Source organism: Erwinia billingiae Eb661, from assembly GCF_000196615.1.
Taxonomy (GTDB): domain Bacteria; phylum Pseudomonadota; class Gammaproteobacteria; order Enterobacterales; family Enterobacteriaceae; genus Erwinia; species Erwinia billingiae.
Genome location: NC_014306.1, coordinates 3,959,275 through 3,985,905 on the forward strand (window position 1 = coordinate 3,959,275; position 26,631 = coordinate 3,985,905).

At 55.8% G+C, this 26,631-nt stretch carries 21 protein-coding genes and 3 tRNA genes; 10 read left to right on the plus strand and 14 right to left on the minus strand.

The genetic code is table 11. The features are described 5' to 3' along the window. Positions 1-148: 148 nt before the first annotated feature. A complete protein-coding gene (garD, locus tag EBC_RS19510) occupies positions 149-1,708 on the plus strand; it encodes a galactarate dehydratase (RefSeq protein WP_013203572.1) in 1,560 nt (519 codons plus the stop codon). Between the two features lie 88 nt (positions 1,709-1,796). Here garD and EBC_RS19515 read toward each other — a convergent pair whose 3' ends face one another. From EBC_RS19515 to syd, 4 genes are all read right to left on the minus strand, one after another. Then, a complete protein-coding gene (locus EBC_RS19515) occupies positions 1,797-2,246 on the minus strand; it encodes a flavodoxin (protein WP_013203573.1) in 450 nt (149 codons plus the stop codon). 21 nt (positions 2,247-2,267) lie between these two features. After that, positions 2,268-3,047 carry a tRNA pseudouridine(65) synthase TruC gene (gene truC, locus EBC_RS19520; RefSeq protein WP_013203574.1) on the minus strand — a complete coding sequence of 260 codons (780 nt, stop codon included), beginning with the start codon at positions 3,045-3,047 and terminating at the stop codon, positions 2,268-2,270. Next, a complete protein-coding gene (locus EBC_RS19525) occupies positions 3,047-3,373 on the minus strand; it encodes a YqcC family protein (protein WP_013203575.1) in 327 nt (108 codons plus the stop codon). Before EBC_RS19525 ends, truC begins: the two co-directional genes overlap by 1 nt. A 560-nt stretch (positions 3,374-3,933) precedes the next feature. Beyond that, entirely contained in the window at positions 3,934-4,497 is a 564-nt protein-coding gene (syd, locus tag EBC_RS19530; protein WP_013203576.1) for a SecY-interacting protein, read from the minus strand. 92 nt (positions 4,498-4,589) lie between these two features. Here syd and queF point away from each other — a divergent pair, with 92 nt between their 5' ends. The 3 genes from queF (at position 4,590) to xni (ending at position 7,799) form a co-directional block, all read left to right on the plus strand. Beyond that, a complete protein-coding gene (gene queF / locus EBC_RS19535; RefSeq protein WP_013203577.1) occupies positions 4,590-5,435 on the plus strand; it encodes an NADPH-dependent 7-cyano-7-deazaguanine reductase QueF in 846 nt (281 codons plus the stop codon). Between the two features lie 189 nt (positions 5,436-5,624). Next, positions 5,625-6,989: a nucleotide 5'-monophosphate nucleosidase PpnN gene (gene ppnN, locus EBC_RS19540; protein ID WP_013203578.1), complete on the plus strand. Its 1,365-nt coding sequence runs from the start codon at positions 5,625-5,627 to the stop codon at positions 6,987-6,989. Between the two features lie 48 nt (positions 6,990-7,037). Further along, positions 7,038-7,799 carry a flap endonuclease Xni gene (gene xni, locus EBC_RS19545; protein WP_013203579.1) on the plus strand — a complete coding sequence of 254 codons (762 nt, stop codon included), beginning with the start codon at positions 7,038-7,040 and terminating at the stop codon, positions 7,797-7,799. Between the two features lie 74 nt (positions 7,800-7,873). On the opposite strand, the gene rlmM is transcribed toward xni, so the two are convergent. From rlmM to EBC_RS19565, 4 genes are all read right to left on the minus strand, one after another. Continuing rightward, positions 7,874-8,974 carry a 23S rRNA (cytidine(2498)-2'-O)-methyltransferase RlmM gene (gene rlmM, locus EBC_RS19550; protein ID WP_013203580.1) on the minus strand — a complete coding sequence of 367 codons (1,101 nt, stop codon included), beginning with the start codon at positions 8,972-8,974 and terminating at the stop codon, positions 7,874-7,876. Next, positions 8,967-9,362, minus strand: coding sequence for a DUF423 domain-containing protein (locus tag EBC_RS19555; RefSeq protein WP_013203581.1), 396 nt, complete (start codon positions 9,360-9,362; stop codon positions 8,967-8,969). Before EBC_RS19555 ends, rlmM begins: the two co-directional genes overlap by 8 nt. A gap of 60 nt (positions 9,363-9,422) precedes the next feature. Continuing rightward, on the minus strand, positions 9,423-10,340 hold the full coding sequence (locus EBC_RS19560) for a transcriptional regulator GcvA (protein ID WP_013203582.1): 918 nt from the start codon (positions 10,338-10,340) through the stop codon (positions 9,423-9,425). Between the two features lie 344 nt (positions 10,341-10,684). Continuing rightward, on the minus strand, positions 10,685-10,909 hold the full coding sequence (locus EBC_RS19565) for a YgdI/YgdR family lipoprotein (protein WP_013203583.1): 225 nt from the start codon (positions 10,907-10,909) through the stop codon (positions 10,685-10,687). A gap of 224 nt (positions 10,910-11,133) precedes the next feature. Here EBC_RS19565 and csdA point away from each other — a divergent pair, with 224 nt between their 5' ends. Both csdA and csdE read left to right on the plus strand, forming a co-directional pair. Continuing rightward, entirely contained in the window at positions 11,134-12,339 is a 1,206-nt protein-coding gene (gene csdA, locus EBC_RS19570) for a cysteine desulfurase CsdA (RefSeq protein WP_013203584.1), read from the plus strand. Continuing rightward, complete coding sequence (csdE, locus tag EBC_RS19575) at positions 12,339-12,782, plus strand: cysteine desulfurase sulfur acceptor subunit CsdE (protein WP_041692107.1); 444 nt, start codon at positions 12,339-12,341, stop codon at positions 12,780-12,782. Before csdA ends, csdE begins: the two co-directional genes overlap by 1 nt. Positions 12,783-12,804: 22 nt before the next feature. Here csdE and tcdA read toward each other — a convergent pair whose 3' ends face one another. Both tcdA and mltA read right to left on the minus strand, forming a co-directional pair. Then, complete coding sequence (gene tcdA, locus EBC_RS19580) at positions 12,805-13,605, minus strand: tRNA cyclic N6-threonylcarbamoyladenosine(37) synthase TcdA (RefSeq protein ID WP_013203586.1); 801 nt, start codon at positions 13,603-13,605, stop codon at positions 12,805-12,807. 55 nt (positions 13,606-13,660) lie between these two features. Continuing rightward, the gene (gene mltA, locus EBC_RS19585; protein WP_013203587.1) at positions 13,661-14,806 is read right to left on the minus strand and encodes a murein transglycosylase A; all 1,146 of its coding nucleotides are present in this window, start codon (positions 14,804-14,806) and stop codon (positions 13,661-13,663) included. 205 nt (positions 14,807-15,011) lie between these two features. Between mltA and EBC_RS19590 the strand changes: the two genes are divergently transcribed. The 3 genes from EBC_RS19590 to EBC_RS19600 all read left to right on the plus strand — a co-directional run bounded on the left by EBC_RS19590 (position 15,012) and on the right by EBC_RS19600 (position 15,374). Beyond that, positions 15,012-15,088, plus strand: a tRNA-Met gene (locus tag EBC_RS19590). A 65-nt stretch (positions 15,089-15,153) separates the two neighbouring features. Beyond that, a tRNA-Met gene (locus tag EBC_RS19595) sits at positions 15,154-15,230 on the plus strand. Positions 15,231-15,297: 67 nt separating this feature from the next. Continuing rightward, positions 15,298-15,374, plus strand: a tRNA-Met gene (locus tag EBC_RS19600). A 112-nt stretch (positions 15,375-15,486) separates the two neighbouring features. On the opposite strand, the gene amiC is transcribed toward EBC_RS19600, so the two are convergent. Continuing rightward, positions 15,487-16,740, minus strand: a complete 1,254-nt coding sequence (gene amiC, locus EBC_RS19605; RefSeq protein WP_013203588.1) for an N-acetylmuramoyl-L-alanine amidase AmiC — start codon at positions 16,738-16,740, stop codon at positions 15,487-15,489. A 236-nt stretch (positions 16,741-16,976) separates the two neighbouring features. On the opposite strand from amiC, the gene argA reads away from it, so the two are divergent. Continuing rightward, positions 16,977-18,323, plus strand: a complete 1,347-nt coding sequence (argA, locus tag EBC_RS19610; protein ID WP_013203590.1) for an amino-acid N-acetyltransferase — start codon at positions 16,977-16,979, stop codon at positions 18,321-18,323. Between the two features lie 53 nt (positions 18,324-18,376). Here argA and recD read toward each other — a convergent pair whose 3' ends face one another. From recD to ptrA, 3 genes are read right to left on the minus strand one after another with little or no spacing between them, the layout of a single operon-like run. Beyond that, the gene (gene recD / locus EBC_RS19615; RefSeq protein WP_041692108.1) at positions 18,377-20,212 is read right to left on the minus strand and encodes an exodeoxyribonuclease V subunit alpha; all 1,836 of its coding nucleotides are present in this window, start codon (positions 20,210-20,212) and stop codon (positions 18,377-18,379) included. Next, a complete protein-coding gene (gene recB, locus EBC_RS19620) occupies positions 20,200-23,745 on the minus strand; it encodes an exodeoxyribonuclease V subunit beta (protein ID WP_013203592.1) in 3,546 nt (1,181 codons plus the stop codon). The genes recD and recB overlap by 13 nt, the downstream gene beginning before the upstream one ends. Next, the gene (gene ptrA, locus EBC_RS19625) at positions 23,742-26,627 is read right to left on the minus strand and encodes a pitrilysin (protein ID WP_013203593.1); all 2,886 of its coding nucleotides are present in this window, start codon (positions 26,625-26,627) and stop codon (positions 23,742-23,744) included. The genes recB and ptrA overlap by 4 nt, the downstream gene beginning before the upstream one ends. Positions 26,628-26,631 lie beyond the last annotated feature (4 nt).

Genomic DNA, 26,631 nt, shown 5'->3' on the forward strand with positions numbered 1-26,631 from the left:
TATGTCGGACATCTGCATAATGTTTTCCACCGGGCGGGCTTTTATACTGTTTGGCAGCAGAATACGATTCAGGCACAAAAGGACGCATCGTTCATCACGGAGAGAATAAAAGACGCTTACCTTACTTATTTTCAGGAATTGTCGAGCAATGAACATTCAAAAAAACGATCCGCCCCTTTATATAAAGGTCCATGAGAACGATAACGTTGCCATCGTGGTAAATAATAACGGCCTGGTGGCGGGAACTGAATTTCCTTGCGGGTTGGTACTAAAAGAACATATTCCTCAGGGTCACAAAGTGGCTCTCAGTGATATTGCCAAAGGCGCGAATATTATTCGTTATGGCGAAGTGATTGGCTATGCGGTGAGGGATATCTCACGCGGTGGCTGGATTGACGAATCGCTGGTGGTGCTGCCCGAAGCGCCGGAGCTGTCCAGCCTGCCTCTCGCGAACAATATTCCCCCGGCATTGCCGCCGCTGGAAGGCTATACCTTTGAAGGCTACCGCAATGCGGATGGCAGCGTCGGCACGCGCAATCTGCTGGCCATCACCACCAGCGTTCACTGCGTCGCGGGTGTGGTCGATTATGTGGTGAAGATCATTGAGCGCGACCTGCTGCCCGCGTTCCCGAACGTTGATGGCGTGGTGGCATTAAATCACCTGTACGGCTGTGGCGTGGCGATCAACGCGCCCGCGGCCGTCGTGCCGATCCGCACTATTCACAACCTGGCGCTGAACGCCAACTTCGGTGGAGAAGTGATGGTGGTCGGTTTGGGCTGCGAGAAACTTCAGCCTGAGCGCCTGCTGGAAGGCACGCCCGACGTGCAGACCATTTCGCTGGGCGAAGAAGATGTTGTGCGCCTGCAGGATGAAAAGCATATCGGATTTGAGTCGATGGTCGACGATATCCTGCAGGTGGCCCGTCGGCATTTGCAGCGCCTGAATCAGCGGCAGCGCGAAACGGTTCCGGCTTCGGAATTGATTATCGGTATGCAGTGCGGTGGCAGCGACGCCTTCTCCGGCGTGACCGCGAATCCGGCCGTAGGCTATGCCTCTGATTTGCTGGTGCGCTGTGGAGCCACCGTGATGTTTTCTGAAGTAACGGAAGTGCGTGATGCCATTCATCTGCTGACGCCACGGGTGATCAATGAAGAAGTGGGCAAACGCCTGCTGGAAGAGATGGCGTGGTACGACGACTACCTGAATATGGGTCAGACCGACCGCAGCGCCAACCCTTCGCCAGGCAATAAAAAAGGCGGGCTGGCCAACGTGGTCGAAAAAGCGCTGGGTTCGATCGCTAAATCCGGCCGCAGCCCGATTGTAGAGGTGCTTTCGCCAGGGCAGCGTCCGACCCGACGCGGGCTGATCTACGCCGCCACCCCGGCCAGTGATTTTGTTTGCGGAACGCAGCAGATGGCGTCCGGTATTACCCTGCAGGTGTTTACCACCGGACGGGGAACACCCTATGGCCTGGCCGCCATCCCGGTGATCAAAATGGCGACACGCAACGCGCTGGCCGACAGATGGTTCGACCTGATGGATATTAATGCCGGAACGATTGCCACGGGAGAAGAGAGTATTGAGCAGGTGGGAACGCGCTTGTTTGAGCTGATTCTGGATATTGCCAGCGGACGTAAACAAACCTGGTCCGATCGATGGGGTATTCACAATGCGCTGGCGGTGTTTAACCCTGCGCCAGTCACCTGATTGACGGCTGAGACAAACAGCGAGCGCATCCGGCTATTGATGCCAGGATGCGCCCGACCCAACCGGCGTCGGGAAAAGCGTCAACGGTTTAGCCGATCTGCTTTGCCCAGTCTTCAATCCACGGAGAAGTGATCTCTTCCGGTTCCGGGTTCTCAGTCGCATCCACTAACAGCACCTCACCCACGCGTTTAGCACTGTGTTCCTGCAACAGGGCATCAAACTTCTTGCCGCCGCCACAGAAATCTTCGTAGCTGCTGTCGCCCAACGCAATCACACCGTACTGCAACGTCGGCTGATGGCCCAGCTTGTCTTTGATGGCATGAAACAGCGGAGCGATGCTGTCCGGCAAATCACCCTGACCGGTGGTGGAGGTGATAATCAGCGCCACATGATCGGCATAACGCTGCCAGTCATCCAGCGTCGGATCTTCAAAAATCTTAACCTGATGTCCCTGGTCGATCAGCAGAGGTTCAGCCTCTTCCGCCACCAGCAGCGCATTACCGTAAACGGTGCCTACAAAAATACCTACCTGAGCCATGCTTTTCTCCATTGCTGGCGCTTATTCTGAGGGACTATCCTGCAGGTTAGCCGCCACAAACTCAACCCTTGGGATATGCGGAAGGCACTCCTGCCAACAAAAGGCGGTCATGCACCCTTGCCACACCGAATCGAGGCCGGCACGCAGTACCAGCGGTTCACCGGTAACCGGATGCAGCAGACTCAGCTCGCTGGCATGCAGCATCAGACGCTTCATGCCGAAGTGCTGCGCCGCGCTACGGTTTTGTTTCAGATCGCCGTGCGCGCTGTCGCCGATAATCGGATGGCGAAGATGGCGTAAATGACGGCGCAGCTGATGTTTGCGCCCGGTTTCAGGCTTGAGTTCGACCAGACTGAAGCGCGAAGAGTCGTAACGACTGACCGCGACCGGCAGCTCTGCTTTGGCCAGCGATTTCCAGTGGGTTACCGCAGGCTGTGGCGCTTTGTCCGGGTTAGTGAATTTATCAGCGATTTTGTCCAGCTCTTCGGTCAGCGCATAGTCGAGGGTCTCTTCCCCTTCCAGCCAGCCTCTGACCACCGCATGGTAGGTTTTCTGCATCGCATGCTGTTCGAACTGTTGCGACAGCAGGCGCGCTACCTCGCTCGATAACGCCAGCAGCAGCACGCCGGACGTCGGGCGATCCAACCGGTGTACGGTGAAAACATGCTGACCAATCTGGTCGCGCAGGGTCTGCATCACGAACACCGTTTCATGGCGATCTAACCAGCTGCGGTGGACCAACCAGCCGGCCGGTTTATTGACGGCAACCAGCCACTGGTCCTGATAAAGGATCTCAAGCATCAGGCATCATGCTCAAACAGATCATCCAGCGCGACAAGGACATGCAGCAGGCTGGTGCGCTCGGGCATATCGGCTTCAAGGGCCATTTCGTAATACGGCGCGAGGGCTAATTTCACCGGCAGTTCGGTGCCGGCATCGATCAGCGCATGCATTCTTGGCAGGAAGATCCACTGAAGCCATTGCAGCGGCATCATGGTATCGACGCAGAAAGGTTCCACGCTGTTGAAAGCCTCGCTTTCAGGTGGGATGGACTGCCACAGCCCTTTATCGTGCAGTAGTTGTTCAATCGCCTGAAGGCGAAGCAGAACCTGTTGTTCGCGGCTCATTGGCTGCTCCCTGTTATCCGGTTTTTAATGGCCGCAAGCATACCACTCGCGCCCGGATTGGGAAAATAGCGACAAAAAAAAGGAGCACTGTAATAACAGTGCTCCCGGTTCGTTTGCAGCAATCCCGCCACGCTAATGCTCCCTGCTCGTCCTTGATAACTTTGTCCCCAGTTTTCCTTACAAATCACCTTTCTGGTGATAATCCCTTGCGTCCTGTCTCGCTATCGTCTTTGACAGCTCACTTCTCCATCCTGGAGGTGTCCCTGATCTCATCCTGAGACATCCTTTCTTCATCCTGAAGATTTCCTTGCAACCTCATCCAGAGGGGGTCCTGACTCAATCCTTAAGTCACAGAATCCGTTCTGATTAGGCTATTTTGCCAAATTGACATAAGCAAACAATATGGCTGGCGTTAAAATCCGGGGTAATTGAGGTGAAGCTGGCAAGGTGGAAGCACTATCGCGTTGATTAATAATCAATTAGTGAAAAAACCTGTTCATATGCCCGCGATATTTCTAGCGATCTCTCACAGCGAGTGTGAGAGATGTCTCACAGAAAAATTACCCTTTTCGGCCTGCCGGCAGTTCAACCTGCAACTCAGCGATAAACTGTTCCAAATCAGGCGCTAGCAGACTGCGCTTTTCCGTTCCCAACTGCTCCAGAATCACTTCGCCGGTCAGATTGCAGACCGAAATCACTTCCAGCTCCGAATCCGTGGTGGCGATAAACAGCGTTGGCGACTGTTTCAAGCGACGCTTCATCACCAGATGGCCGATAAGATTTTCCTGCACCCGCAGGTAATCCTCTTCGCTCCAGGTTTGCAGCAAGGTGCAGGCTTTTCCGCCAAACGTGGCCGTCATATCGCCCGCAAATTGCGTACTGTACCAGGCGGCAACGGAAGGCTGGATGCGGAACTCAATGGCGCGTTCAACCGCTTCGAGGTTCTGCGCCAGAGTGAACGGCTGCGGCAGCCAGTAAAGTTCGTCGGCACCGGTCTGCTGCACGCAAGGTGAAGGCACACCCAGTAATTCCACGCTGGCTGGCGGATGGCCGCATACACGGTCCCATTCGTCACAATATTTTTGCGTAAACTCGGTTAAGGCACGGCTGGTTTCTTCAATCATTCTTTTTTCACTCTCTGTAGCCTGAGTTACACTAAGGCTATCTCTGCATTCTGCTCTACCGCCTGCAAACGGCAGGCCATAAGGTTATTACGATGTCTTTAACGGATCCACATCAGGCGCTAAGCAACCTGACGCTCGGCAAGCCAACAGAATACCACGATAAATACCAACCCTCTTTACTGCAAGCCGTTCCGCGCAGCATGAATCGCGAACCTCTGGGTCTGTATCCCGATAGCCTGCCCTTCCACGGTGCCGATATCTGGACACTGTATGAGCTGTCCTGGCTGAACGCGAAAGGCCTGCCACAGGTCGCGGTGGGCGAAATCACCCTGCAGGCCGACAGCGTCAACCTGATCGAATCCAAAAGCTTCAAGCTCTATCTGAACAGCTTCAATCAGACCAAATTTGCCGACTGGGGCGACGTGCGGGCCGCGCTGGAACGCGACCTCAGCGCCTGTGCTGAAGGTAAGGTCACCGTCGCCCTGTTCCGCCTGCAGGAAGTGGAAGGCCAGCCGATTGGCCATTTTGCTGGCTCCTGTATTGATGAACAGGATATCGAAATTGATAATTACCAGTTCACCACGGATTACCTTGAGCAGGCAACGCAGCCGGAAATTGTGGAAGAGCAGCTGGTCAGCCATTTGCTGAAGTCTAACTGCCTGATCACCAATCAGCCCGACTGGGGCTCGGTGCAGATCAGCTATCGCGGGCCGCGCATCCAGCGCGAAGCTCTGCTGCGCTACCTGGTCTCTTTCCGCCATCACAACGAATTTCACGAACAGTGCGTCGAACGTATTTTTAACGACATCCTGCGCTTCTGTAAGCCGGAAAAGCTCAGCGTCTATGCCCGTTATACCCGACGCGGTGGCCTGGATATCAACCCATGGCGCAGCAATGGCGAGTTCAGACCGGGGCATTCTCGGCTGGTCCGCCAGTAATCCACGAAGTTTTGCGCGCCGCGCCGCATAAGCATCGCGCGACACCTTGTTAAATCCCTGCTGACAAGGCTACTCTGGAGTGGGCTCAGGTAATCACCGGGCTCAGGGATTTTACTCTCCGCGTCCGGCCTGTTTTAGCGGGTCAGACCATGGAGTGACGATCACCCGGATGGGTGTAAAGGAGTTAATTTGATTACACATGTCAGCCCGTTGGGCTCAATGGATCTGCTGTCTCAACTGGAAGTCGATATGCTGAAGCAGACTGCCAGCAGCGACCTTTACCAGTTATTCCGCAACTGTTCTCTTGCCGTACTTAACTCCGGAAGTCAGACCGACAGCAGCCATGAGTTGCTTTCTCGTTTTGAGAATTTTGATATCAACGTCCTGCGTCGTGAGCGCGGCGTGAAGCTGGAATTGATCAATCCACCGGAAGAGGCCTTTGTTGATGGCCGGATTATTCGTTCCCTGCAGGCCAACCTGTTTGCGGTGCTGCGCGATATTCTGTTTGTAAACGGCCAGCTCAACAGCAACGAACGTTTCCAGAATCTGGATATTGAAGACACCGTGCAGCTGACCAATATGGTGTTCTCAATCCTGCGCAACGCCCGTGCGCTGCATATTGGCGAAGAACCCAATACCGTGGTGTGCTGGGGTGGCCACTCAATTAACGCGGTGGAATATCAATACTGCCGTAATGTCGGCTCGCAGTTAGGTTTACGTGAGCTGAATATCTGCACCGGCTGTGGGCCGGGTGTGATGGAAGCGCCAATGAAAGGCGCGGCGGTGGGCCATGCTCAGCAGCGCTATAAAGAAGGTCGCTTTATTGGTCTGACCGAGCCGTCCATTATTGCCGCTGAGCCACCGAACCCGCTGGTCAATGAGCTGATTATCATGCCGGATATTGAAAAGCGCCTTGAAGCGTTTGTCCGTATCGCCCACGGCATCATCATCTTCCCAGGCGGCGTAGGAACGGCTGAAGAGCTGCTTTACCTGCTGGGTATTTTGATGAATCCGCACAATCAGGATCAGGTGTTGCCGCTGATCCTGACCGGCCCCAAAGAGAGTGCAGACTACTTTAACGTGCTGGATGAATTTATCGTCAGCACGCTGGGCGAAGCGGCCCGCCAGCACTACACCATCATCATTGATGATGCGCCGGAAGTGGCTCGACTAATGAAGCAAGCGATGCCGAAAGTGAAAGAGCACCGCCGTGAAACGGGTGATGCTTACAGCTTTAACTGGTCGATTCGTATCGCGCCGGATCTTCAGGTGCCGTTTATGCCAACGCATGAAAATATGGCCAACCTGAATCTTCACCCTGACCAGCCTGCCGAGCAGCTTGCGGCCGCGCTGCGCCGGGCTTTCTCGGGCATCGTTGCCGGGAACGTGAAGGATATGGGCATCAAGGCGATTAAAGAAAAAGGCCCGTATAAGCTGCATGGCGATCCGGAAATGATGCGCCGCATGGACGATTTGTTACAGGGATTTGTTGCTCAACACCGCATGAAGCTGCCGGGCACGGCCTACATCCCCTGCTACGAAATCATCAAATAACACTCCCAACCGGAGCGGCTCTTGGGTCGCTCCGCCTTCGTGGTACTTATGACTATTCATTTGCTGATTGTTGATGCCCTGAACCTGATCCGCCGTATCCATGCTGTGCAGGGTTCCCCGTGCCAGGAAACCTGCGTCAACGCCCTGCACCAGTTAATCCGCCACAGCAATCCCACCCATGCGGTGGCCGTGTTTGACGATGACGAACGTCATGAAGGCTGGCGACATCAGCTGCTGCCGGGCTACAAAGCCGGCCGCACGCCAATGCCGGACAGCCTGCATGAGGAGATGCCGCTGCTGCGCGCCGCTTTCGCTGCCGCTGGCGTGGCCTGCTGGCAGGTTGCCGGTGAAGAAGCAGACGATCTGGCGGCCACGCTGGCTTGCAAAGTGGCGGCTGGCGGCCATCAGGCCACCATCGTTTCGACCGATAAAGGCTATTGCCAGCTGCTGGCACCCGCGATCCAGATCCGTGATTATTTCCAGAAACGCTGGCTGGATGTGCCTTTTATCGACGCGGAATTTGGCGTGTCGCCCGCACAGCTGACCGATTACTGGGGGCTGGCAGGCATTAGCAGCAGTAAGATCCCAGGCGTAGCGGGAATTGGCGCCAAAAGCGCGGCGGAGCTGTTAAGGGAGTTTGGTACGCTGGACGCTGTCTATCAGCAGCTTGCCTCGGTGCCGACAAAGTGGCAGAAGAAGCTTCAGGAACATCAGCAGATGGCAGAGATTTGCCGGCAGGTCGCCACGCTGAAAACGGATTTGGTGCTGGAAGGGAATCTGAAAGAGTTACGCTTGCCCGATCGCCTCTGACCGCCCGGCCATGGGGTAAATGGCCGGGCAATTTTCTGCTAATACCCGCCAACATGGCGAGCTATTCTGAAAGCTTACTTCTCGTCACGGCGTCCGGGCTCTGCAGCCCAGATGCGGCGGATATGCACCGTCACTTCTTCACGATCGTGATACAGCTGACGGGCCTGGATCTGGGCATTAATGCCGTTGGCCTTCAGCTTCTCGTCGATCATCGCCAGGTTTTGCGACACTTCCTCATAACGCTTTTTCATCGGCAGCTTGAGGTTAAAGATCGCCTCACGGCACCAGCCGTTAACCACCCAGTCAGCCATCAGGTTGGCAACGCGCACCGGCTTCTCAACCATGTCGCACACCACCCAGTAGATATTGCTGCGGGTTGGGCGGTATTTGAAGCCGTCTTCACGGTGGTGAAACACCTGACCGGTATCCATCAGGCTTGGCGCCATCGGGCCATTATCTACCGCATGAACCATCATGCTGCGTTTCACCAGCTGATAGGTCCAGCCGCCTGGACAGGCGCCTAAATCTACCGCGAACAATCCGCTGCCCAAACGCTCATCCCATTCATCGGCCGGAATAAAGGCGTGGAAGGCTTCTTCCAGCTTCAGCGTGGAACGGCTTGGTGCATCGGAAGGAAACTTCAGGCGCTGGATGCCCATAAACAGCGGCGAGTTATTTTTCGGCATTGAGTAGCCAACGTAGCAACAGCCTGGCGCGATAAAGAACACGTGCACCACAGGACGGCGGTCGGTCTCATACTTCAACAAAATGCCCGCGGCACGCAGGCTGCTGCGCAGCGGTACGGTGAACTTACGGCAAAACTTGAGCAGCTCTTTACTTTCGTTAGTGTCGGGTACTTCGACACGCAGTTCGCCGCCTTTCTCGACAAAGCCGGTCAGCATGCCGGTTACCGGCGTGACGCGGTCTTCCGGCGGCAGGTCGCGCAGCAGTTCGCCAACCACAATCATCTGGCGGGCAAAAATTAGCTCGCTGAAAGGCAGCTCGGCAATCAGCTTTTCCGCTTCTTCCGCCTGATAGCATTCAAACAGCACGTAGCCGGAATCGTCTTTTACCCGCGCAAAGCCAAACACTTCACGCTGGGCGGCTTTAGCGGTAATTTCTGCCGCACACTCTTTCTCAAAGCCCTGACGGCAATACAGTAATACTTTATTCATGGCGTTCTGCCCTTTTTTTCAGACGCAGCGCGCCAACCAACATCAAAATCCAGCCAATCAGGAAGCAGGTGCCGCCGATTGGTGTAACGAAAACCCACAGCTTCAGGTGCGAGAGTGCCAGACAATATAAGCTGCCACTGAACAACACCGTCCCCAGGGCCAGCAAGGCGCTGCTCCAGTAAAACCAGAAATTCGCCCGGCGGATCATCGCCGCAGCCAGACCCATTATCGCCAGCGTATGGAACGCCTGATAATCCAGACCGGTTTTAATCCAGGCCATTTCCGCTGACCCCAGCGATTTACTCAATACGTGGGCGCCAAAAGCACCCAGCATCACATAGACAAACCCGCTTATTGCTGCAAAAACCAGCATCGCACGACTCGACATTTCCCAGATCCTCAGAGGGTGCACGCGCCGCCATCAGGCCACGCGGCAAAAAATCACATCTCAGCTCTCGTATCGAAAGCGGAATTTTTCTTGTTCACTGGCGGCTTTTGCCAGAATCCACTGCCGGAAGGCGGCTATTTTACCCAGTTCTGCCTGACTGTCATGACAAACCAGATAAAAAGCGTTTTTACTGACTAAAACGTCGTTGAACGGGCAAACCAGCCTTCCCGCTTCCAGCTCGGTTTGCGCCATCACATTATTCGCCAGCGCCACGCCCTGCCCGTGAATTGCCGCCTGCAGCACCATCGCACTATGGCTGAAGATCGGCCCTTGCTGCACATTAATATGCCCAACGCCCAGCTGCCGGGTGTAAGACTGCCAGTCCCGGCGCGAGGCATCATGCAGCAACGTCTGGTTAGCCAGGTCTTCCGGCGTCTTCAGCGGCTTATCCCCGGTCAACAGTAAGGGCGAACAGACCGGCAGCAGATATTCGGCGTAGAGTTTTTCCACCCGCAGGCCCGGCCAGTTGCCACGACCATAAAAGATAGCCACATCGACATCATCGGCCAGCTTCTCTTCGTCGCGGTCCACCGCAGAGATCCGTACGTCGATCCCCGGATAAGCTGAGTTAAAGCTGGTGAGCCTCGGCACCAGCCACTGAATGGCAAAACTGGGCAGCAAACTGACCGTCAGCGCGCCCTTTGCACTGCGCGCCTGAAGCTTGCGCGTCGCATCATTCAGCGAGGTAAAAATCTCTTTAATGTCGAGGTAATAGCTTTGCCCTTCTTCGGTCAGCAACAGCGAACGATTGCGACGACGGAACAGCTTCAGCCCAAGAAAGTCCTCTAATGACTTAATCTGGTGGCTGACAGCGGCCTGAGTGACGAACAGCTCTTCGGCGGCTTTGGTAAAGCTGAGATGACGCGCCGCGGCATCAAAAACCCGCAGAGCATTTAAAGGGGGAAGACGTTTTGACATGGTTACCGGATACTTTTGAACATCATCGGAAGTAACACTCCTGACGGAGCTTTACGTATTAGTTTTTTTTATCCGAGACATTATAATTTGTCCGTTGAGGATGTACCAGCAAATACCTATAGTTGCCGCACTTCCTGAGCCGGAACGAAAAGCAGTTTGAAATTGGGGCGGAAACGCCGGATTTTGAAGGGCTTTTGGCTTGTGGTCGTGATGTTGTGTTTGCATTTGATCTGACGCTTTTCAGATCTGATAGCCTGGCTATCTTTTATTCCTGTAGATTTACCCTGTCTGTCCATAGTGATTAATAGCACCGCAAATTGCGGTGCTTTTTTTTTGCCTGAAGCTTACTGGCCCATCTCAACCATTTCTTTCACGTCAGAACGGTTGATCTGCTGTTTGTTGCCATTGGCATCCTGATAGCTGATCATACCGGTATCGGTGTCGACCACAGGTTTGCCGTCTGCGACGATAGTGCGGCCATCATTGGTATGCATCACATAGTTGCTTGAACAAGCAGCCAGGGTAAAGGTCATGGCACAGGCGGCCAGAATTGCAGCAAATTTTTTCATCTTTATTCTCCTTGAAGACGGTAATCCGATAAATCACCTTCAGAGCACGACCTGTTGGCAAAATGCGGGTAAATTGCCTGCCAAAAGGGTGCTTATCTGCTGGTAATGTTTTAAAGCTTTCCTGAAAAAGCATAACCCGCTTTTCCAACTTTGCCAGGAATATGCCTGTTATTCAGAGTGGTCCTGAGTGATACCGCACCAATACATCATTAGTCGAGGAAATTATGACAAGCTTTAATCCCGCCCTCTTTCGTCAGCATTTCCCGGCGCTGGCTGATGCTGGAGTCTATCTCGACAGTGCGGCCACCACCTTAAAACCCTCGGCAGTGATTGACGCTACCCGGCAGTTTTACAGCCTCAGCGCCGGCACCGTTCACCGCAGCCAGTTTGCTGCTGCCCGTGAATTAACCGAAAAATATGAGCAGGCGCGCGAACAGGTTGCCCGGCTGCTGAATGCCCCGCTGGCGACCAATATCGTCTGGACCAAAGGCACCACCGAAGCGATTAACCTGGTGGCTCAAGGCTATTTTCGTCCTCGTTTAGCGCCAGGTGATGAAATTCTGGTGAGTGAAGCCGAGCATCACGCCAACCTGGTACCGTGGCTGATGGTTGCCGCCCAGACCGGCGCAAAAGTGGTGAAGTGGCCGCTGGGCAGCCATCTGCTGCCCGATATGGCCTTGCTGCCAGAACTGCTGTCGTCAAAAACCAAAGTGCTGGCACTTGGACAAATGTCGAACGTCACGGGCGGTTGCCCTGATATCGCTCAGGCCATCGCGCTTGCTCATGGTGTCAGTGCCAAAGTGGTGATTGATGGTGCTCAGGGCGTGGTTCACGCGCCGCCGGATGTGCAAACCCACGATATCGATTTCTACGCATTTTCTGCCCACAAGCTGTATGGCCCCATGGGCATTGGTGCGCTGTATGGCAAAACCGCGCTGCTGGAGGAGATGGAACCCTGGCAGGGCGGCGGCAAAATGCTGAGCAGCGTCAGCTTTGACGGATTCGTCCCGCAGCCGGTGCCGTGGCGCTTTGAGGCAGGAACGCCAAACGTCGCCGGCGTCATTGGGTTAAGCGCCGCGCTAAGCTGGCTGGAAGGCATTGATTTGGACGCCGCCGAGAGCTGGAGTTGTGGATTAGCCGATGTGGCAGAAGAACGCCTATCCGCGCTGAGTGGATTCCGCAGTTACCGGGCCAGCCGCTCCAGCCTGCTTTCGTTTGATATCGCCGGCGTTCACCACAGCGATGTGGTCACGCTGTTGGCGGAAAGCGGCATTGCCTTAAGGGCCGGGCAGCACTGCGCACAGCCGCTGTTGCAGGCATTAGGAGTAAGCGGGACTTTGCGTGCGTCATTTGCGCCGTATAATACCCTTCACGATGTAGACGCGCTGGTCAAAGGGATGACCACCGCACTGGACCTGTTAGGCGATTAATCATGACTTCTTTACTGGCACCTCATCCCTTCGGCGAACTGATTACCGCCGACGGCCTGAAGCAAAAATTCTCGGCGTATACGCAATGGGAAGACCGTTATCGTCAGCTGATCCTGATGGGAAAACAGCTTCCGGCGCTGCCAGAGGCATTAAAAACGGCAGATATCGAACTTAGCGGCTGTGAAAATCGGGTCTGGCTGGGGCATCAACGGCGTGAAGATGGCAGCCTGCACTTTTACGGTGATAGCGAAGGCCGGATCGTGCGCGGATTGCTGGCGGTATTATTAACCGCCGTAGAAGGTCAGCAACCCGCCACTCTGCTGAGTCACGACCCGCTGACGCTGTTTGATGAGCTGGGATTACGTGCCCAGCTGAGCTCGTCGCGCAGCGCCGGGTTGAGCGCGCTGGCGGAAGCGGTGATCGAAGCGGCTAAGGAAAGCTAAGGCTCACACCTGGTGCACGCCATCAGGCGCGCGCGGCTTTCGCCATCATCTTTTTCAGCACGTGGGAAACGGCAATAAAGCCAAAGGTTGCCGTCACCATTGTCGCCGCACCAAAACCTGACGCGCAATCCATCTTCTTCGGACCTTCCGCCGTGCTGCGGGAGGCACAAACCGAGCCATCCGCCTGCGGATACATCAACGCTTCCGTCGAAAATACGCAGTCGATCCCCAGCTTGCCCTTACTGTTTTTCACGATCTTAAAATCGCTCTTCAGCCGCTCACGCAGTTTGGCCGCCAGCGGATCCTGAATAGTCTTCGCCAGATCGGCAACCTGGATCTGAGTCGGATCGATCTGCCCACCGGCTCCCCCCGTGGTCACCAGCGGGATCTTATTGCGGCGGCACCAGGCCAGCAACGCGGCTTTTGGCCGGACGCTGTCGATCGCATCAATCACATAGCTAAAGCCGGCGCTCATCAGCTCAGCCGTATTATCCGGGGTAATAAAATCATCCACGCAGGTGACTTTGCACTCCGGGTTAATTGCCAGAATACGCTCGGCCATCACGTCGGTTTTCGCCTGACCAACCGTCTCTTTCAGCGCATGGATCTGCCGGTTGGTATTGGTGACGCAGACATCATCCATATCAATCAGGGTGATGGCACCAATGCCGGTGCGGGCCAGCGCTTCAGCGGCCCACGAGCCGACGCCGCCAATACCCACCACGCAGATATGCGCGTCGGCAAACAGCTGCAGCGCCGGTTGCCCATACAAACGCGCCGTGCCGCCAAAGCGTTGCAGCCAGGCGTCAGAAAGAGAAGTCATGCTTTACCTCAGAATTCAGTGAAGGGCTGGCGAACCAGCCCGCTAACAGCAACGATTACTGGGTCAGCAGAGCGGAACCGTTAGTGCTATTTGATGCAGAAGAGAATACCGGCACACCAGCACCAGGGGCTGATTTCAGCACCCAGACGCGGCCATAATGGTTGAACCAGCCGGCCATATGCCCCGCCTGCTCACCAATGCCCTGATAGATATCAAAGTGTTGGCCTTTGATCGCACCGCCAACATCCAGCGACACCATCATTCGCATCTCATATTTTCCGGTAAATTTACCGTTGTTGTCCAGTATTGGCACTTCGGCCAGCAGCGCGGTACCCGGCGGGATCAGCGAACGGTCAGACGCCACGGAGGCTTTCGCCACCAGCGGAACGGCGCTGGCTCCGCGCACCGGCGCAAAGTTTTCTGGCTTGAAGAACACAAAGGAGGGGTTCTGCTCCAGCAGTTCGCGCACCTGTTCCGGGCTGTGCTCTTCGCCCCATTTGCGGATCGCCTGCATCGACATATCTTCACGCTTCACTTCACCGCGATCGATTAACACCTTGCCGATACTGCGATACGCGTGGCCATTCTTGCCGCCGTAACCGAAGAAGGTCAGCGGACGACCGTCGCCATAATCCACGTAGCCGCTGCCCTGCACATCCATAATGAAGTTATCCATCAGCGAGTTGCTGTAGCCAACGATGTAGCGATCGCCCAGCGCGCCGCTGTAAATGTCAGCACGGCTTGGCAGGCGTCCGCCTTTAGCACGCGCAGGCATTCTGTATAAAGGATACTGGAACTCGCCCTGGCGCGTGTAACGGGCCTGCAGCACCGGCGTGTAGTAACCGGTGAACTGCACGTTGCCATAGTTATCGGTGCCTTCCATCTGATAGGCATCCAGACCAAACTGGCGCAGCTGGCGCGTGTCGCCGCCCGCCATCAGCCAGGCTTTAATCGAACCGTAGGTGCCGGTCTGGCGGGAATACATCGCCGGCGACGCGTACTGAATTTCGCTGACCTGATCGCTGAAGTCTTTGCCATTCACCGGACGCCCTTTCGCATTCGGCTGATTGACCAGTCCGAGCGGCTCGTCCAGCTTTCCGTCTTTATACTGCTGGCCACGATCGGTCGGTTTTGAGGAACATCCCGCCAGCAGGGCAAGCAACGCCCCTGTTACTGCAAACTTCGCCCAACATCCTTTCATTATTTCACTGCCCTCTATGCGGAATTCCTCGCCGAAGATAGCAAAGGCACCGGGAGAATTAAACGGCTCAACGGTAAAGTTCATCGGTTGCTGTACGAGAATAAGGCAAATGCAGAAGAAGTGAGCAGTAAGCGCTATTTTGATGACTTTATTGCAGAAAGGGGTTGCATCAAAACTCCTACAGCGTATAGTGCGCTTCCACAGACGCGGGATGGAGCAGCCTGGTAGCTCGTCGGGCTCATAACCCGAAGGTCGTCAGTTCAAATCTGGCTCCCGCAACCATTTCTCTTCGGAGAATGTTCTGTGAACAGCAAGACCTGTTGTGATGGAAGCAACAGTATATCGGACGCGGGATGGAGCAGCCTGGTAGCTCGTCGGGCTCATAACCCGAAGGTCGTCAGTTCAAATCTGGCTCCCGCAACCATTTCTCTTCGGAGAAAGCAGTAAAAGAAAGACCTGTTGTGACGGAAGCAACAGTAGTACACTACGGACGCGGGATGGAGCAGCCTGGTAGCTCGTCGGGCTCATAACCCGAAGGTCGTCGGTTCAAATCCGGCTCCCGCAACCAACTTAACACCTTAACGGGTGTTTTTTTGTTTCTGGCCTCCGCCAAATTCCCCGCAATGGATTTGCCTGTGCGCTTAATGCCGGGCGAGCAGCACCCCGCCCCACAATCCCGATTATTTTCTGGGTGCCAGGCTTGCGCCACTGGCGAAGTAAGCTTTGATCCCCGCCAGAATAGATTCCGCCACCTGATGCTGATAACGCGTCGTCCGCAGCTTTCGTTCTTCTTCTAAATTACTGATAAACGCTGTTTCCACCAGAATCGACGGGATGTCGGGCGCTTTCAGCACGGCAAAGCCCGCCTGGTCGACGGTTCGTTTATGTAAATGGTTGACCTTGCCGAGGCGGGACAGCACCTCTTTACCAAATTTCAGGCTGTCGTTGATGGTCAGGCTCTGCACCATATCGAACATGGTGTGATCAAGATAGCGATCGCCGCTCATGCTGACGCCGCCAATCAGGTCTGATTCATTCTGCGTCTGCGCCAGAAAACGTGCCGCAGTGCTGGTCGCGCCTTTGGTCGAGAGCGCAAATACCGACGAGCCGCGTGCCGCACGGCTGGTGAAGGCATCGGCATGGATGGAGATAAACAGATCGGCACGCTGTTTGCGCGCTTTGGCCACCCTGACTTTTAACGGAATAAAGACATCTTCGTTGCGCGTCATATAGGCCCGCATATTGGGCTGCTTGTCGATCAACACCTTCAGTCGTCTGGCGATCTTCAGCACGATGTCCTTTTCGCGGGTTTTATGTTTGCCGATGGCCCCCGAGTCTTCGCCGCCGTGCCCCGGATCGAGCATGATCACAATCGGCCGATCCCGTCCCGCCTTGCCCGGCAAAGCCGCCGCTGCAGGCTGGCTCTTTTCCAGATCGCCTTTGTTGTAATCTTCCAGTAACGACAGAAGCGGATCGTCAGCATGATCGTAACTGCTGCCTTTTGCCGGATAGAGATCCAGCACCAGGCGATCGCGGATCCCGGCGACGGGCGCGAGGGTGAAAATCTTTGGCGACACATTTTGCTTTAGCTCAAGCACCAGTCGGACGGTATTGGCATCGAACTGCCCCACTCGCGCATTTTTAATGTAGGGATCGTTGCTGCGCACCAGGTTCCCGACGCCTTTCAGCGCATGGTTAAGCTGGATATTGGCAATATCAATCACCACACGTTCGGGATGACTGAGCGCAAACTGCTTATATTTCAGCGGGCGGTTGGATTCCAGCGTCAGCCGGGAATAGGTTGAAGACGGCCAGATGCGGATGGCCACCACATGGCTGCTGGCGGCCAGCCCTACTTTGCTGACGCTCAGCAGCACGACGGCGCCGGCGTTTTTTAACCACCGGCGGCGGCCTGGTGAGGGTAAATCGGACATGCTACTCCAGAGGTGTTTGCTGAACTGTGTCTAAAAAAAAGCCAAATGACTACCAAGTGCAAAAACTTTAGCGAATCCCTCCGGCGGTGTCACCCAGAAAAAGCGATAAAATGCAGCGTATTAGCGTGGCCGCCAGGGAAAGAAACCAGAAAATACTGAGAAATTGCCCCTTGCGCCCGGCCAATAAAAGAATAAAAATACACTTTTAGCGAATAATAATTCATAGAGGGTTTGCCGTGAAGGAACGGAGTACCGAGCTGGTTCAGGGTTTTCGTCATACCGTGCCCTATATCAATGCCCACCGTGGTAAGACGTTTGTCATTATGTTGGGTGGTGAAGCCATCGAGCATGAGAACTTCTCAAGCATCGTCAATGATATTGGCCTGCTGCACAGCCTGGGCATTCGCCTGGTGGTGGTGTATGGCGCCCGGCCGCAGATAGACGCCAACCTGGCTGAACACCAGCTGGAGCCGATTTATCACAAGCATACCCGTGTCACCGATGCGCAATCCCTTGAGTTGGTTAAGCAGGCCGCAGGCCGTTTACAGCTGGATATTACCGCCCGCCTGTCGATGAGCCTGAACAATACCCCGTTGCAGGGTGCGCATATTAATGTGGTCAGCGGCAACTTTATTATTGCCCAACCGTTAGGCGTGGATGATGGCGTGGATTACTGCCACAGCGGCCGTATTCGTCGTATCGATGAAGAAGCGATTCACCGTCAGCTGGATAGCGGCGCAATTGTGCTGATGGGGCCGGTTGCGGTTTCCGTCACCGGTGAGAGCTTCAACCTGACCTCTGAAGAAGTGGCGACGCAGTTGGCCATCAAGCTGAAAGCCGAGAAGATGATTGGTTTCTGCTCCGAACAGGGCGTGACCAATGATGAAGGCAATATCATCTCCGAGCTGTTCCCGAATGATGCCCAGCAGCGTATTGAAGAGCTGGAAACGCGCGATGACTACCTGTCCGGCACCGTGCGTTTTCTGCGTGGTGCGGTTAAAGCCTGCCGCAGCGGCGTGCGTCGTAGCCATTTGATCAGCTACCAGGAAGACGGCGCGCTGTTACAGGAACTGTTCTCGCGCGATGGCATCGGTACGCAGATCGTGATGGAAAGTGCCGAGCAGATCCGCCGTGCCACCATTAATGATATCGGCGGCATTCTGGAGTTGATCCGTCCGCTGGAGCAGCAGGGAATTCTGGTTCGTCGCTCACGCGAGCAGCTAGAGATGGAAATTGATAAGTTCACCATCATTGAGCGCGATAACCTGACGATTGGCTGCGCCGCGCTCTATCCGTTCCCGGAAGAAGCGATTGGCGAGATGGCCTGTGTGGCGGTGCATCCTGATTACCGCAGTTCCTCGCGCGGTGAAGCCTTGCTGGAACGCGTGGCACTGCAGGCGCGTCAGATGGGGCTGAAGAAACTCTTCGTGCTGACCACCCGCAGCATTCACTGGTTCCAGGAACGCGGCTTTACGCCGGTCGATATCGAACTGCTGCCGGAAAGCAAAAAGCTGATGTACAACTATCAGCGCCGCTCAAAAGTGCTGATGGCCGATCTGCGCCACGCGCGTCTCTTCTCCTGAAGACCAAAAAGGGGCGATTTATCGCCCCTTTTTAACGTCTCATCTCAGCCCGATTATTCGGTAAGCCGTTCGACCAGCCCGCTGCGCCTCAAGGTGCGCATTTTCACCGCGCTGTTTAACACGTTTTGCTCCGCATACAGCGTTAATCGTAATTTCGCGCGGGTGATGGCGGTGTAAACCAGCTCGCGGGTCAGCACCGGCGTGAACTGATTAGGCAGCACCAGCACGGTGTGATCGAATTCGGATCCCTGCGATTTATGCACCGTCATCGCATAGGCAGTATCGTGCGGCGGCAGTCGGCTGGGCTGTACGGCTTTGATGCTGCCGTCAGGCAGTGGGAAGAACACCTTCAGCGCCTGTTCCTCATCCAGCATCGCAATACCAATGTCGCCGTTAAACAGCCCCAACGCACTGTCGTTGCGGGCAATCATCACCGGCCGGCCGGGATACCATTTATTCGCCGCGCCCGGTGAACGACGGATCAAGCCCGCTTTTTGCAGCGAGACCTCAATGCGTTCATTCAGCCCCATCACCCCAAACGGCCCTTCGCGCAGCGCGCAAAGCAGCTGGAAACGGCTAAACGCATCCAGCACATCGGCAGGCTGTGCACCGGCTGCAAGGCGGCTCAGATAGTCGCGGTATCCGGCAACACAGGCAGTAAGCAGATGCTGATACGCTTCGCTACTCCCCAACGTGAAGCGCTCAATATCGGCGTAATCAGCGGCAAAGACTGCATCGACCTGGCGCGTATCGCCCGCATTGACGGCCAGCGCCAGCTGACCAATTCCTGAAGAGGCATCGAAGCGGTAGCTCTTGCGCAGCAGGCAAATACTGTCACGCACCGGCGGCGCCTGCGGGTCTTCCCGGCCTTCGATAAGGCAGCCCGTTAAGGCACTCAGCTCTTCTGCACGTGCAAGACTGTATCCCGTTTCAGCGCAGCGGCAGATATCGCCCAATACCGCGCCCGCTTCAACCGAGGCCAGCTGATCGCGGTCACCGAGGAAGATCACCCGCGCCTGCGAAGGTAACGCGGCAATCAGGTTAGCCATCATCGGCAGATCGACCATCGACGCTTCATCCACCACCAGCAGATCGAGGTGCAATGGGTTACCGGCGTGATAACGCATTCTCTGACTGCCGGGCACCGCACCGAGCAGGCGGTGCAGCGTGGTCGCCTCAGCCGGGAACCGCTGTTTCTCCTCGTTACTGACCTCCAGCCGCTGCAGAGCTTTGCCCAGCGATTCGGTCAATCGGGCCGCGGCTTTACCGGTTGGCGCGGCCAGACGGATACGTACCGTCTCTTGCGACAGCGAGAGCAAGGTGGCCAGCAGTTTGGCCACGGTGGTGGTTTTACCGGTGCCTGGTCCGCCGGAAATCACCGAGATCTGACGGGTGATCGCGACCGCAGCCGCAATCTTTTGCCAGTCATCCGGCTGCTGACCAAACTGCCGATCCAGTGCTGCGCGCAGCTGCTGCGGGTCGAATGCGGTTGCAGCGGCTTCCCGCCCAATAAATCGCGCCACCTCTCCTTCAGACTGCCACATGCGGTGCAGGTAAAGACGCTGCTGATGCAAAACCAGCGGTGTGGCCGTGGAACCGTCACCGACGGCCTCAGCGTTTTGCAACAGGTCCAGCCACGCTGGTTCACCCGCTGCCCGCCACAGCTGACGGGCAAGTTCAGGCTGTCGCCCGTCAAACAACGCCTGTTCGGTAAACTGGGCCAAAGGCAGGCAAACATGCCCTTCTCCGGCTTCCGCGCTGACGCAGGCCGCGGCCAGCATTAAAGCAGGATGATCTTCAGACGCAATCATGCGGGCAAACTGTATATCCAGCGAGCGGAACAGCCGCAGTTCACCGGCCTGTTGCAACAGCGCGGCTATCCCTGACATACGTCCTCCTGCGCGGTACCGGCAAACAGCGCGTCCAGCGCGGTGATAAACCCAACATCCGGCCGCGTTCGGTAAATACCGTTCTCGCTGGCGGTGCCGTCCACGCCGCGTAAAAACAAATAGAACACGCCACCAAAATGCTGCTGATAGTCATAATCCGCCAGACGATGGCGCAGATAGCGGTGCAGCGCCAGGCTGTAAAGTTGATACTGCAAATCATAGCGGTGCGATTGCATTGCCAGCGCCATCGCCTCTGGCGTGTAGTCTTCTGCTGAAGCCCCGAGCCAGTTGGATTTGTAATCGAGCAGGTAATATTTCCCCTGCCAGCAAAAGACCAGGTCGATAAAGCCTTTCAGCATCCCCTGAACCTGCTGGAAGTTTAGTGGAGGACATTCGGCAGAAAGCGGATCGTGGTGGCGAATAAGCTTATCCAGTCCGGAAGCGGTCAGCATTTGCTGAATCGGCAGATAGAACTGCAGCTCGACCTGGCGCTTATCGGCAGGAAGCTGGCTGAGGCTGACGCCGGAATCATCCAGCGGCGTTTGGAGAATCCGCTCCAGCCAGGCCTTCATCACCGGCAGCCAGGCAAGGTCATGTCCTTGTGCCAGCAGCTGCTCGCTGAGCCACTCATCCTCAACGGGTTGCGTGAAGTCCAGGTTTTCAAAAAGCCCGTGCAGGAAGGTCCCCGGCGCGGCGCCACGCGGAAAACTGTGCGGCGTCAGCTGGCTCATCAGCGGGTTCTGACCTTCGCCTGCGGCATCGACGTCCAGTTTAGGTAGCAGGTCGAAGGTGACCGACTGTCCGTGTTGCTGAAGGCCGGAGTAGCTGGTAACTCGCCACTCATCGCGCAGCGTTCGGCCGATCTGCTGGCTGCTTAATACCTGCTCTTCATCCTGCACCGGCTGCCACGGCGTGGCATCTGGCGCTGCGGCGGCAATCACCTCAATAGAATCATTTTCCAGTGACTGGAGATGGCTGAGCAGCTGGCTGGCATCGGCAGCTTCGCCATGCTGAACCAGATAGCCCAACGCGCTGCGATGCAGGTCACTGTTGCCCTCTTTCTTGCGGTTGCCTTTAACCAGAGGCGCAATGCCTACGCTGCAATGCCAGACCGAACGGGTCAGCGCCACATACAGCAGCCGCAGATCTTCGGCCAGCCGTTCCTGCTCGGCCAGCTCAACACTCTCTTCATCGTCACGCAAATCCAGCAAGGCCTGATAGCTCTCACGGTCGTGATAAATGCCCTGTCCCGCTTCGCGATAGTTGGCGACAAATGGCAGCCAGACCAGCGGATACTGCAATCCTTTGGATTTATGGATGGTGACGATCTGCACCAGATGACGATCGCTCTCCAGCCGCAGCTGCTGGCTGGATGACTGCCCGTTGGGCTGAGCCACTTCCTGCGCCAGCCAGCGAACCAGCGCATGTTCACTGTCCAGCTGGGCCGAAGCTTCCTGCAGCAGTTCACCGAGATGCAGCAGGTCGGTCAGCCGCCGTTCCCCGCTCTCTGAAGCCAGTAAATCTTCGGCAATATTGCGGTTAATCATCAGCTCACGCAGCATCGGCAGCACGCCGCGTTTTAGCCAGCGTTGACGGTAGCCGTCGAACTCATCCACCAGCGCATCCCAGGCACGCTCATTCTGGTTTAGCGCATCCAGCGTGACCGCATCCAGACCAAAAATGCTGGTGGCCAGCGCGCTGCGCAGCACGCGTTCCTGCTCCGGGGCCAGAACCGCCTGCAGCAGCCAGAGCATTTCACGCGCTTCCGGTGTGGTGAAAACGCTGTCGCGGTTTGAAAGATACACTGAGGGAATATTCAGGCCATTCAGGGCTTCACGCATCACCGAGGCTTCACCGCGGCTGCGAACCAGAATGGTGATATCAGAGGCCTGAACCGGGCGATGTTTTTCGCCTTTGCCAATCAGCGCAGTACCTTGCTGACCCGCGGTCAGCCAGTGGCAAATTTCCGCCGCGCACTGACGAGCCATAAACTGTTGGTAATCACTTACTCCGACGCCGTCGCCAGGCTGCAGCCAGAAGCGCAATGCCGGTTGCTCAGTGCCATCAAGAGTAAAACTCAGGGCGGCATTCGGTCCGGCAGGTTGCACCGCAATAAACGGGATATCGCTGAATAAAAATGGATGTTGTTGCTGAGAAAACAGACGGTTAACGCTGTTAACCATGCCCGGAGAAGAGCGCCAGTTGGTCTCCAGCGTATAGTGGGCACTAACTTCATTACGCGCTTTCATATAGGTGAAGATGTCTGCACCCCGGAAAGCGTAGATCGCCTGCTTCGGGTCACCTATCAGCAACAGCGCATTCTCGGGCTGCTTGCCATACAGGGTACGGAAGATGCGGTACTGCTGCGGATCGGTATCCTGGAATTCATCTATCAGCGCCACCGGATAGCGTCCACGGATAGCCTCAGCTAATGCGCCTCCGGCCGGTTGCTGAAGCGCACTGTCCAGCCTGCCCAGCAGATCGTCAAAGCCCAGTAACGCGTTGAGCTGCTTCTCTTTTTGCGTGGCAAAACGGATTTCACTTAAGGCGCGTGCGATCACCAGCTCGCGCAGAGAGAGAGGCTCCGCCAGGAAGCGGTCTATCTCGTCAAACAGCGGATGCTGAGGTGCTTCACCCTTTTTGGTTTTCTCCAGCAAAACCCGCTGACTAAAACGCTCGAGATCTTTGGGGAAGCTGTAATCCTGCGTCTCTTCCGTCGCCCACTGATTAAGCTTCTCCAGCCAATTAGGTAAGTGCTTACTACTGTAACTGCGCTTATCCACGCCAGAGTTAGCAATCACATCATGCAGGTTTCCCGCGGCCAGCCAGGCGGCCTTCAGCCGGTCAATCTCGGCAATGATTTTTTCATGCCGCTCGGTAAAGGTTTCCTGCAGATTGGGCGGGTGTTTGAGTGACGGTGCTTCACCGTTCAACCAGGGCGATAGCGTGCTGAGCAACTGCTCCGGCCCCTGCCACATCTGGGTCATCACCCGGGCAATCGGCAATGGCAACGGATAACAGTAGCGACGCCAGAAATCAGCCGTGGCCTGTCGGCGTAACGGATACTCATCTTCAATCAGCTGTTGTTCAAACAGCATGCCGGATTCAAAGGCGTTGAGGTTGAGCATGCGCTGACAAAAGCCGTGAATGGTGAAGATCCCGGCGTCATCCATCTGACGCTCGGCGGCCAGTAACTGGGCAGCGGCCTGCTGTAAATCGGGAATTTGCTCAAGGAGGTGGGCCAACATCACATCTGAAGACTGCCCCCGCACGCAGGCGATGCGCAGCTTATGGATGTTTTCCCGGATGCGGCCACGCAGTTCAGCGGTGGCCGCCTCGGTGAAGGTCACCACCAGAATTTCCTCTACCGGCAGAGGGCGGCTGTAAGCCGCTTCGCCGCCCAGCCCTAACAGTAAACGGAGGTAGAGCAATCCGATAGTAAAGGTCTTGCCGGTGCCTGCCGAGGCCTCGATAAGCCTTTCTCCCTGCAATGGCAGCGTTAAGGGATCAAGGCGCTGGGCAAGTTGAGTCATGGTTTATCGCTTTTCACCGGGAAAGATTGCTGCAGTTTGGACACTTCTTTCCAGTTGGTAAAGCCTTCTGGTTTGGCATAATCCGCCTTATCGTGCTGACTGCCTGAAATTTGTGATAACAGCGTCAGGCCCTGCGGTTCAATCACCGCCTTGTGGAAGAAGGTGGCCATTTTTTCCGGCGTCAGCGCCTGGATCTGCGCAATCACCTTCTCGCGCGTATCAAACTGGTAGTTTTCACGGTTGAAGTCTTTGCTGAAGCGTCCGGCTTCTTCATCCAGGGTTTGCGGTCGTTGCTTCAACTCGTTAATCATCGACGCCTGATACTGCGCAAAATCGTCTTTGCTCATCTCACGCAGGCGTTTCTCCGCGGTTGGATAGAACGCCTGGAAACGGGTCAGCAGGTAGGCTGGCTGCTTCACGTTACTCTGCAGCAGGAAGCCAATGCCCCACTGACGGCCAACCGGCATCTGGAAGGAGAATACCGCATAGCCCAGCTGTTCTTCGGTACGCAGCTGGTTGTAGAACCACGGCTGGATGATCTGGCTTAACAGCGCGCTACTGGCAACGCTCTCATATTCCGGATAGCCCAGCGGGACATACAGCGCGGCCAGCGCAGAATCCGTACTGCTGCCTTCATCCTGCAAGTTGGCGGAGGTTTTCTTGTCGATGTACAGATACTGACTGTGCCACCAACTTTCTCCTGAGCAGTTCAGCTGGCTCTTCACGTCCGTGGCCAGGGTCTTAGTGGCGTCTTCGGTCATGTTACCCACTACCATCAGCTCCGGCGTCGCCTTCTCCAGCAGCATATTGCGATAGGCTTTTACCTCATCCAGCGTGATGCCCGCCACCAGCGCACGGCGTTCGCTGCGTTGGGTGTAAGGCAGTTGCGAAACCATCTGGGCAGGCTGAATGGCCAGCTCAAAGGCTTTGCCCTTCGCTGCGGAGGCCAGCCGTTCCAGATACCAGGACTTAGCCTGATCCAACATCTGCTGATCGGGCTGGTAGGTGGCGTAGCTTTTCAGCAGCTCTTTCATCAGTTCTGGCAGATGCTGGGTAAAACCGCTGGCGCTAAAGGTCACACCATCGTCTTCACCGGTGGAGAAACTGATCCCCGCCACCGAGGCCTGAGAATTCAGCTCGTCCAGCGCCAGCCCGGCCATATAATCATTCAGCCCATACATCACCTGATTTTTAGCCGTGCTCATCGCCTCTTTATTACGCAGCGAAAGGGTAATACTGGCCTTGGGGTCATCGGCGTAATACTGGCTAGGCATATAAAACACCCGCAGACCTGGCTGATTCACCACTTCGGCCGGATGATCGTATTTATGATCCGGCTTAATCAGGCTGAAATCGTTGGGGATATACGGGTTAAGCACCGGCAACGACAGGTCGATTTTTTCACTGGCCGCCTGCCACTGCGCGAAATGCTCAGGGGTGATGGTATCGACCTGATAAGGCGCGTTAACGAAATACGCCACTTTGTTGTGAGGTTCGTCCGGGCTGATGTACCAGATGCGGGCATTCTGTGGCGTCATGCCGTCAAGACGGGCCTTGATCGCCTGCGGATCGTACTGGTCGGCGATATAGGGGGCGTCCAGGGTATCGGCAACCGGAACCCGCAGCATGGTGTCAGCCAGCCATTCGATATAATCCATATCACGGGTAATGGATGGGTAACGGAAATCGAGATTCAATACGTTGGCGACTTCATCGAAATAGCGCTTATCGATGCCGCCAGTGCGCAGCGTATTCAGATAGCTGAACACCGCCGCAACCACCCGATCGCGGTCAGCCTGGCCCTTATCGGTCAGCGAAACGGAAATAGAGAACACGCCGCCGTTGCGGTCAACCACCGGGTCGGCGCCGGCATCAATGGAATCCGCCAGCCCCTGATTTTGCAGCCAGTCAGAAAGGGTGTTCTTACTGCGGTTGCCAATCAGATAGGCAATCAGCGTGTCGGTCTTACTGCGGAATTTGTCGCTGTTATTTTCAATACGGAATTCAATTTTCAGCTGCTTGCGCGGTTGAGCAGGAACGTAATGAATGATGATGCCTTTCTGCTTGTCGGTGACCACCGGCACGGTGATAGCCGGCACCGTCGCATTACGGTTTGCCACCCGGCCAAAGGTTTTGGCCGCAATGGTCTGCAGCTCATCCATCGGCTTATTACTGTAAATCACCGCCTTCATCAAATTGGCAGAGTAATAACGCTGATAGAAGGCGGTTAACGCATCGTGCAATTTGCTGTCCGGCTTGTCCTTCAACGTGTCCAGATTTCCGCCGGAGAACAGCGAGCTTGGGTGATCGGGATTCAGCGTTTCGGCACCCACTTGCGCCATACGCAGGCCGTCGCGTGAGCGAGCCATGGTCAGTTCCGCATTGACCGCATGACGCTCACGATCGGCATTGACCGGATCCAACAGCGGTTCGGCAATGGCATCCGCCAGGCGATCGACCGCCGGTTCCAGCGCGTCGTTTTCCACTTCAAGATAGAACGCGGTGCGATAAGACGCGGTGCTGGCATTGTGGCTGCCGCCATGCTTTTTAAGGAATTCGGCCAGGTTGTCAGGTTGAGGATAGCGTTTTGAGCCCATCAACAGCATATGCTCAAGGTAATGAGCCAGCCCTTGTTGATTGCGCGGGTTTTCTAAGGAGCCTACGGGGATGGTCAGCGCGGAAAGCGATTTTGTCGCCTGCGGGTCGGAAACCAGCAGCACCGTCATGCCATTATCCAGCTTGATGGCCTGATACTGACGAGGGTCTTTTTCACTCTTGCGGATCGTTTCAGGGATCGGCTGCCAACCAGGTTGTGCCTGTACCAAAGGGCTCAACGTAAACAGCAGGAAAAGCGTGGAAAACCAGACTGCATAACGACGCATTCAA

Excerpts from the sequence above, each read along its gene's own strand:
- garD (WP_013203572.1), top strand. The coding sequence starts at position 149 with ATGAACATTCAAAAAAACGATCCGCCCCTTTATATAAAGGTCCATGAG.
- EBC_RS19515 (WP_013203573.1), bottom strand. The coding sequence starts at position 2,246 with ATGGCTCAGGTAGGTATTTTTGTAGGCACCGTTTACGGTAATGCGCTG.
- truC (WP_013203574.1), bottom strand. The coding sequence starts at position 3,047 with ATGCTTGAGATCCTTTATCAGGACCAGTGGCTGGTTGCCGTCAATAAA.
- EBC_RS19525 (WP_013203575.1), bottom strand. The coding sequence starts at position 3,373 with ATGAGCCGCGAACAACAGGTTCTGCTTCGCCTTCAGGCGATTGAACAA.
- syd (WP_013203576.1), bottom strand. The coding sequence starts at position 4,497 with ATGATTGAAGAAACCAGCCGTGCCTTAACCGAGTTTACGCAAAAATAT.
- queF (WP_013203577.1), top strand. The coding sequence starts at position 4,590 with ATGTCTTTAACGGATCCACATCAGGCGCTAAGCAACCTGACGCTCGGC.
- xni (WP_013203579.1), top strand. The coding sequence starts at position 7,038 with ATGACTATTCATTTGCTGATTGTTGATGCCCTGAACCTGATCCGCCGT.
- rlmM (WP_013203580.1), bottom strand. The coding sequence starts at position 8,974 with ATGAATAAAGTATTACTGTATTGCCGTCAGGGCTTTGAGAAAGAGTGT.
- EBC_RS19555 (WP_013203581.1), bottom strand. The coding sequence starts at position 9,362 with ATGTCGAGTCGTGCGATGCTGGTTTTTGCAGCAATAAGCGGGTTTGTC.
- EBC_RS19560 (WP_013203582.1), bottom strand. The coding sequence starts at position 10,340 with ATGTCAAAACGTCTTCCCCCTTTAAATGCTCTGCGGGTTTTTGATGCC.
- EBC_RS19565 (WP_013203583.1), bottom strand. The coding sequence starts at position 10,909 with ATGAAAAAATTTGCTGCAATTCTGGCCGCCTGTGCCATGACCTTTACC.
- csdA (WP_013203584.1), top strand. The coding sequence starts at position 11,134 with ATGACAAGCTTTAATCCCGCCCTCTTTCGTCAGCATTTCCCGGCGCTG.
- tcdA (WP_013203586.1), bottom strand. The coding sequence starts at position 13,605 with ATGACTTCTCTTTCTGACGCCTGGCTGCAACGCTTTGGCGGCACGGCG.
- mltA (WP_013203587.1), bottom strand. The coding sequence starts at position 14,806 with ATGAAAGGATGTTGGGCGAAGTTTGCAGTAACAGGGGCGTTGCTTGCC.
- amiC (WP_013203588.1), bottom strand. The coding sequence starts at position 16,740 with ATGTCCGATTTACCCTCACCAGGCCGCCGCCGGTGGTTAAAAAACGCC.
- recD (WP_041692108.1), bottom strand. The coding sequence starts at position 20,212 with ATGTCAGGGATAGCCGCGCTGTTGCAACAGGCCGGTGAACTGCGGCTG.
- recB (WP_013203592.1), bottom strand. The coding sequence starts at position 23,745 with ATGACTCAACTTGCCCAGCGCCTTGATCCCTTAACGCTGCCATTGCAG.
- ptrA (WP_013203593.1), bottom strand. The coding sequence starts at position 26,627 with ATGCGTCGTTATGCAGTCTGGTTTTCCACGCTTTTCCTGCTGTTTACG.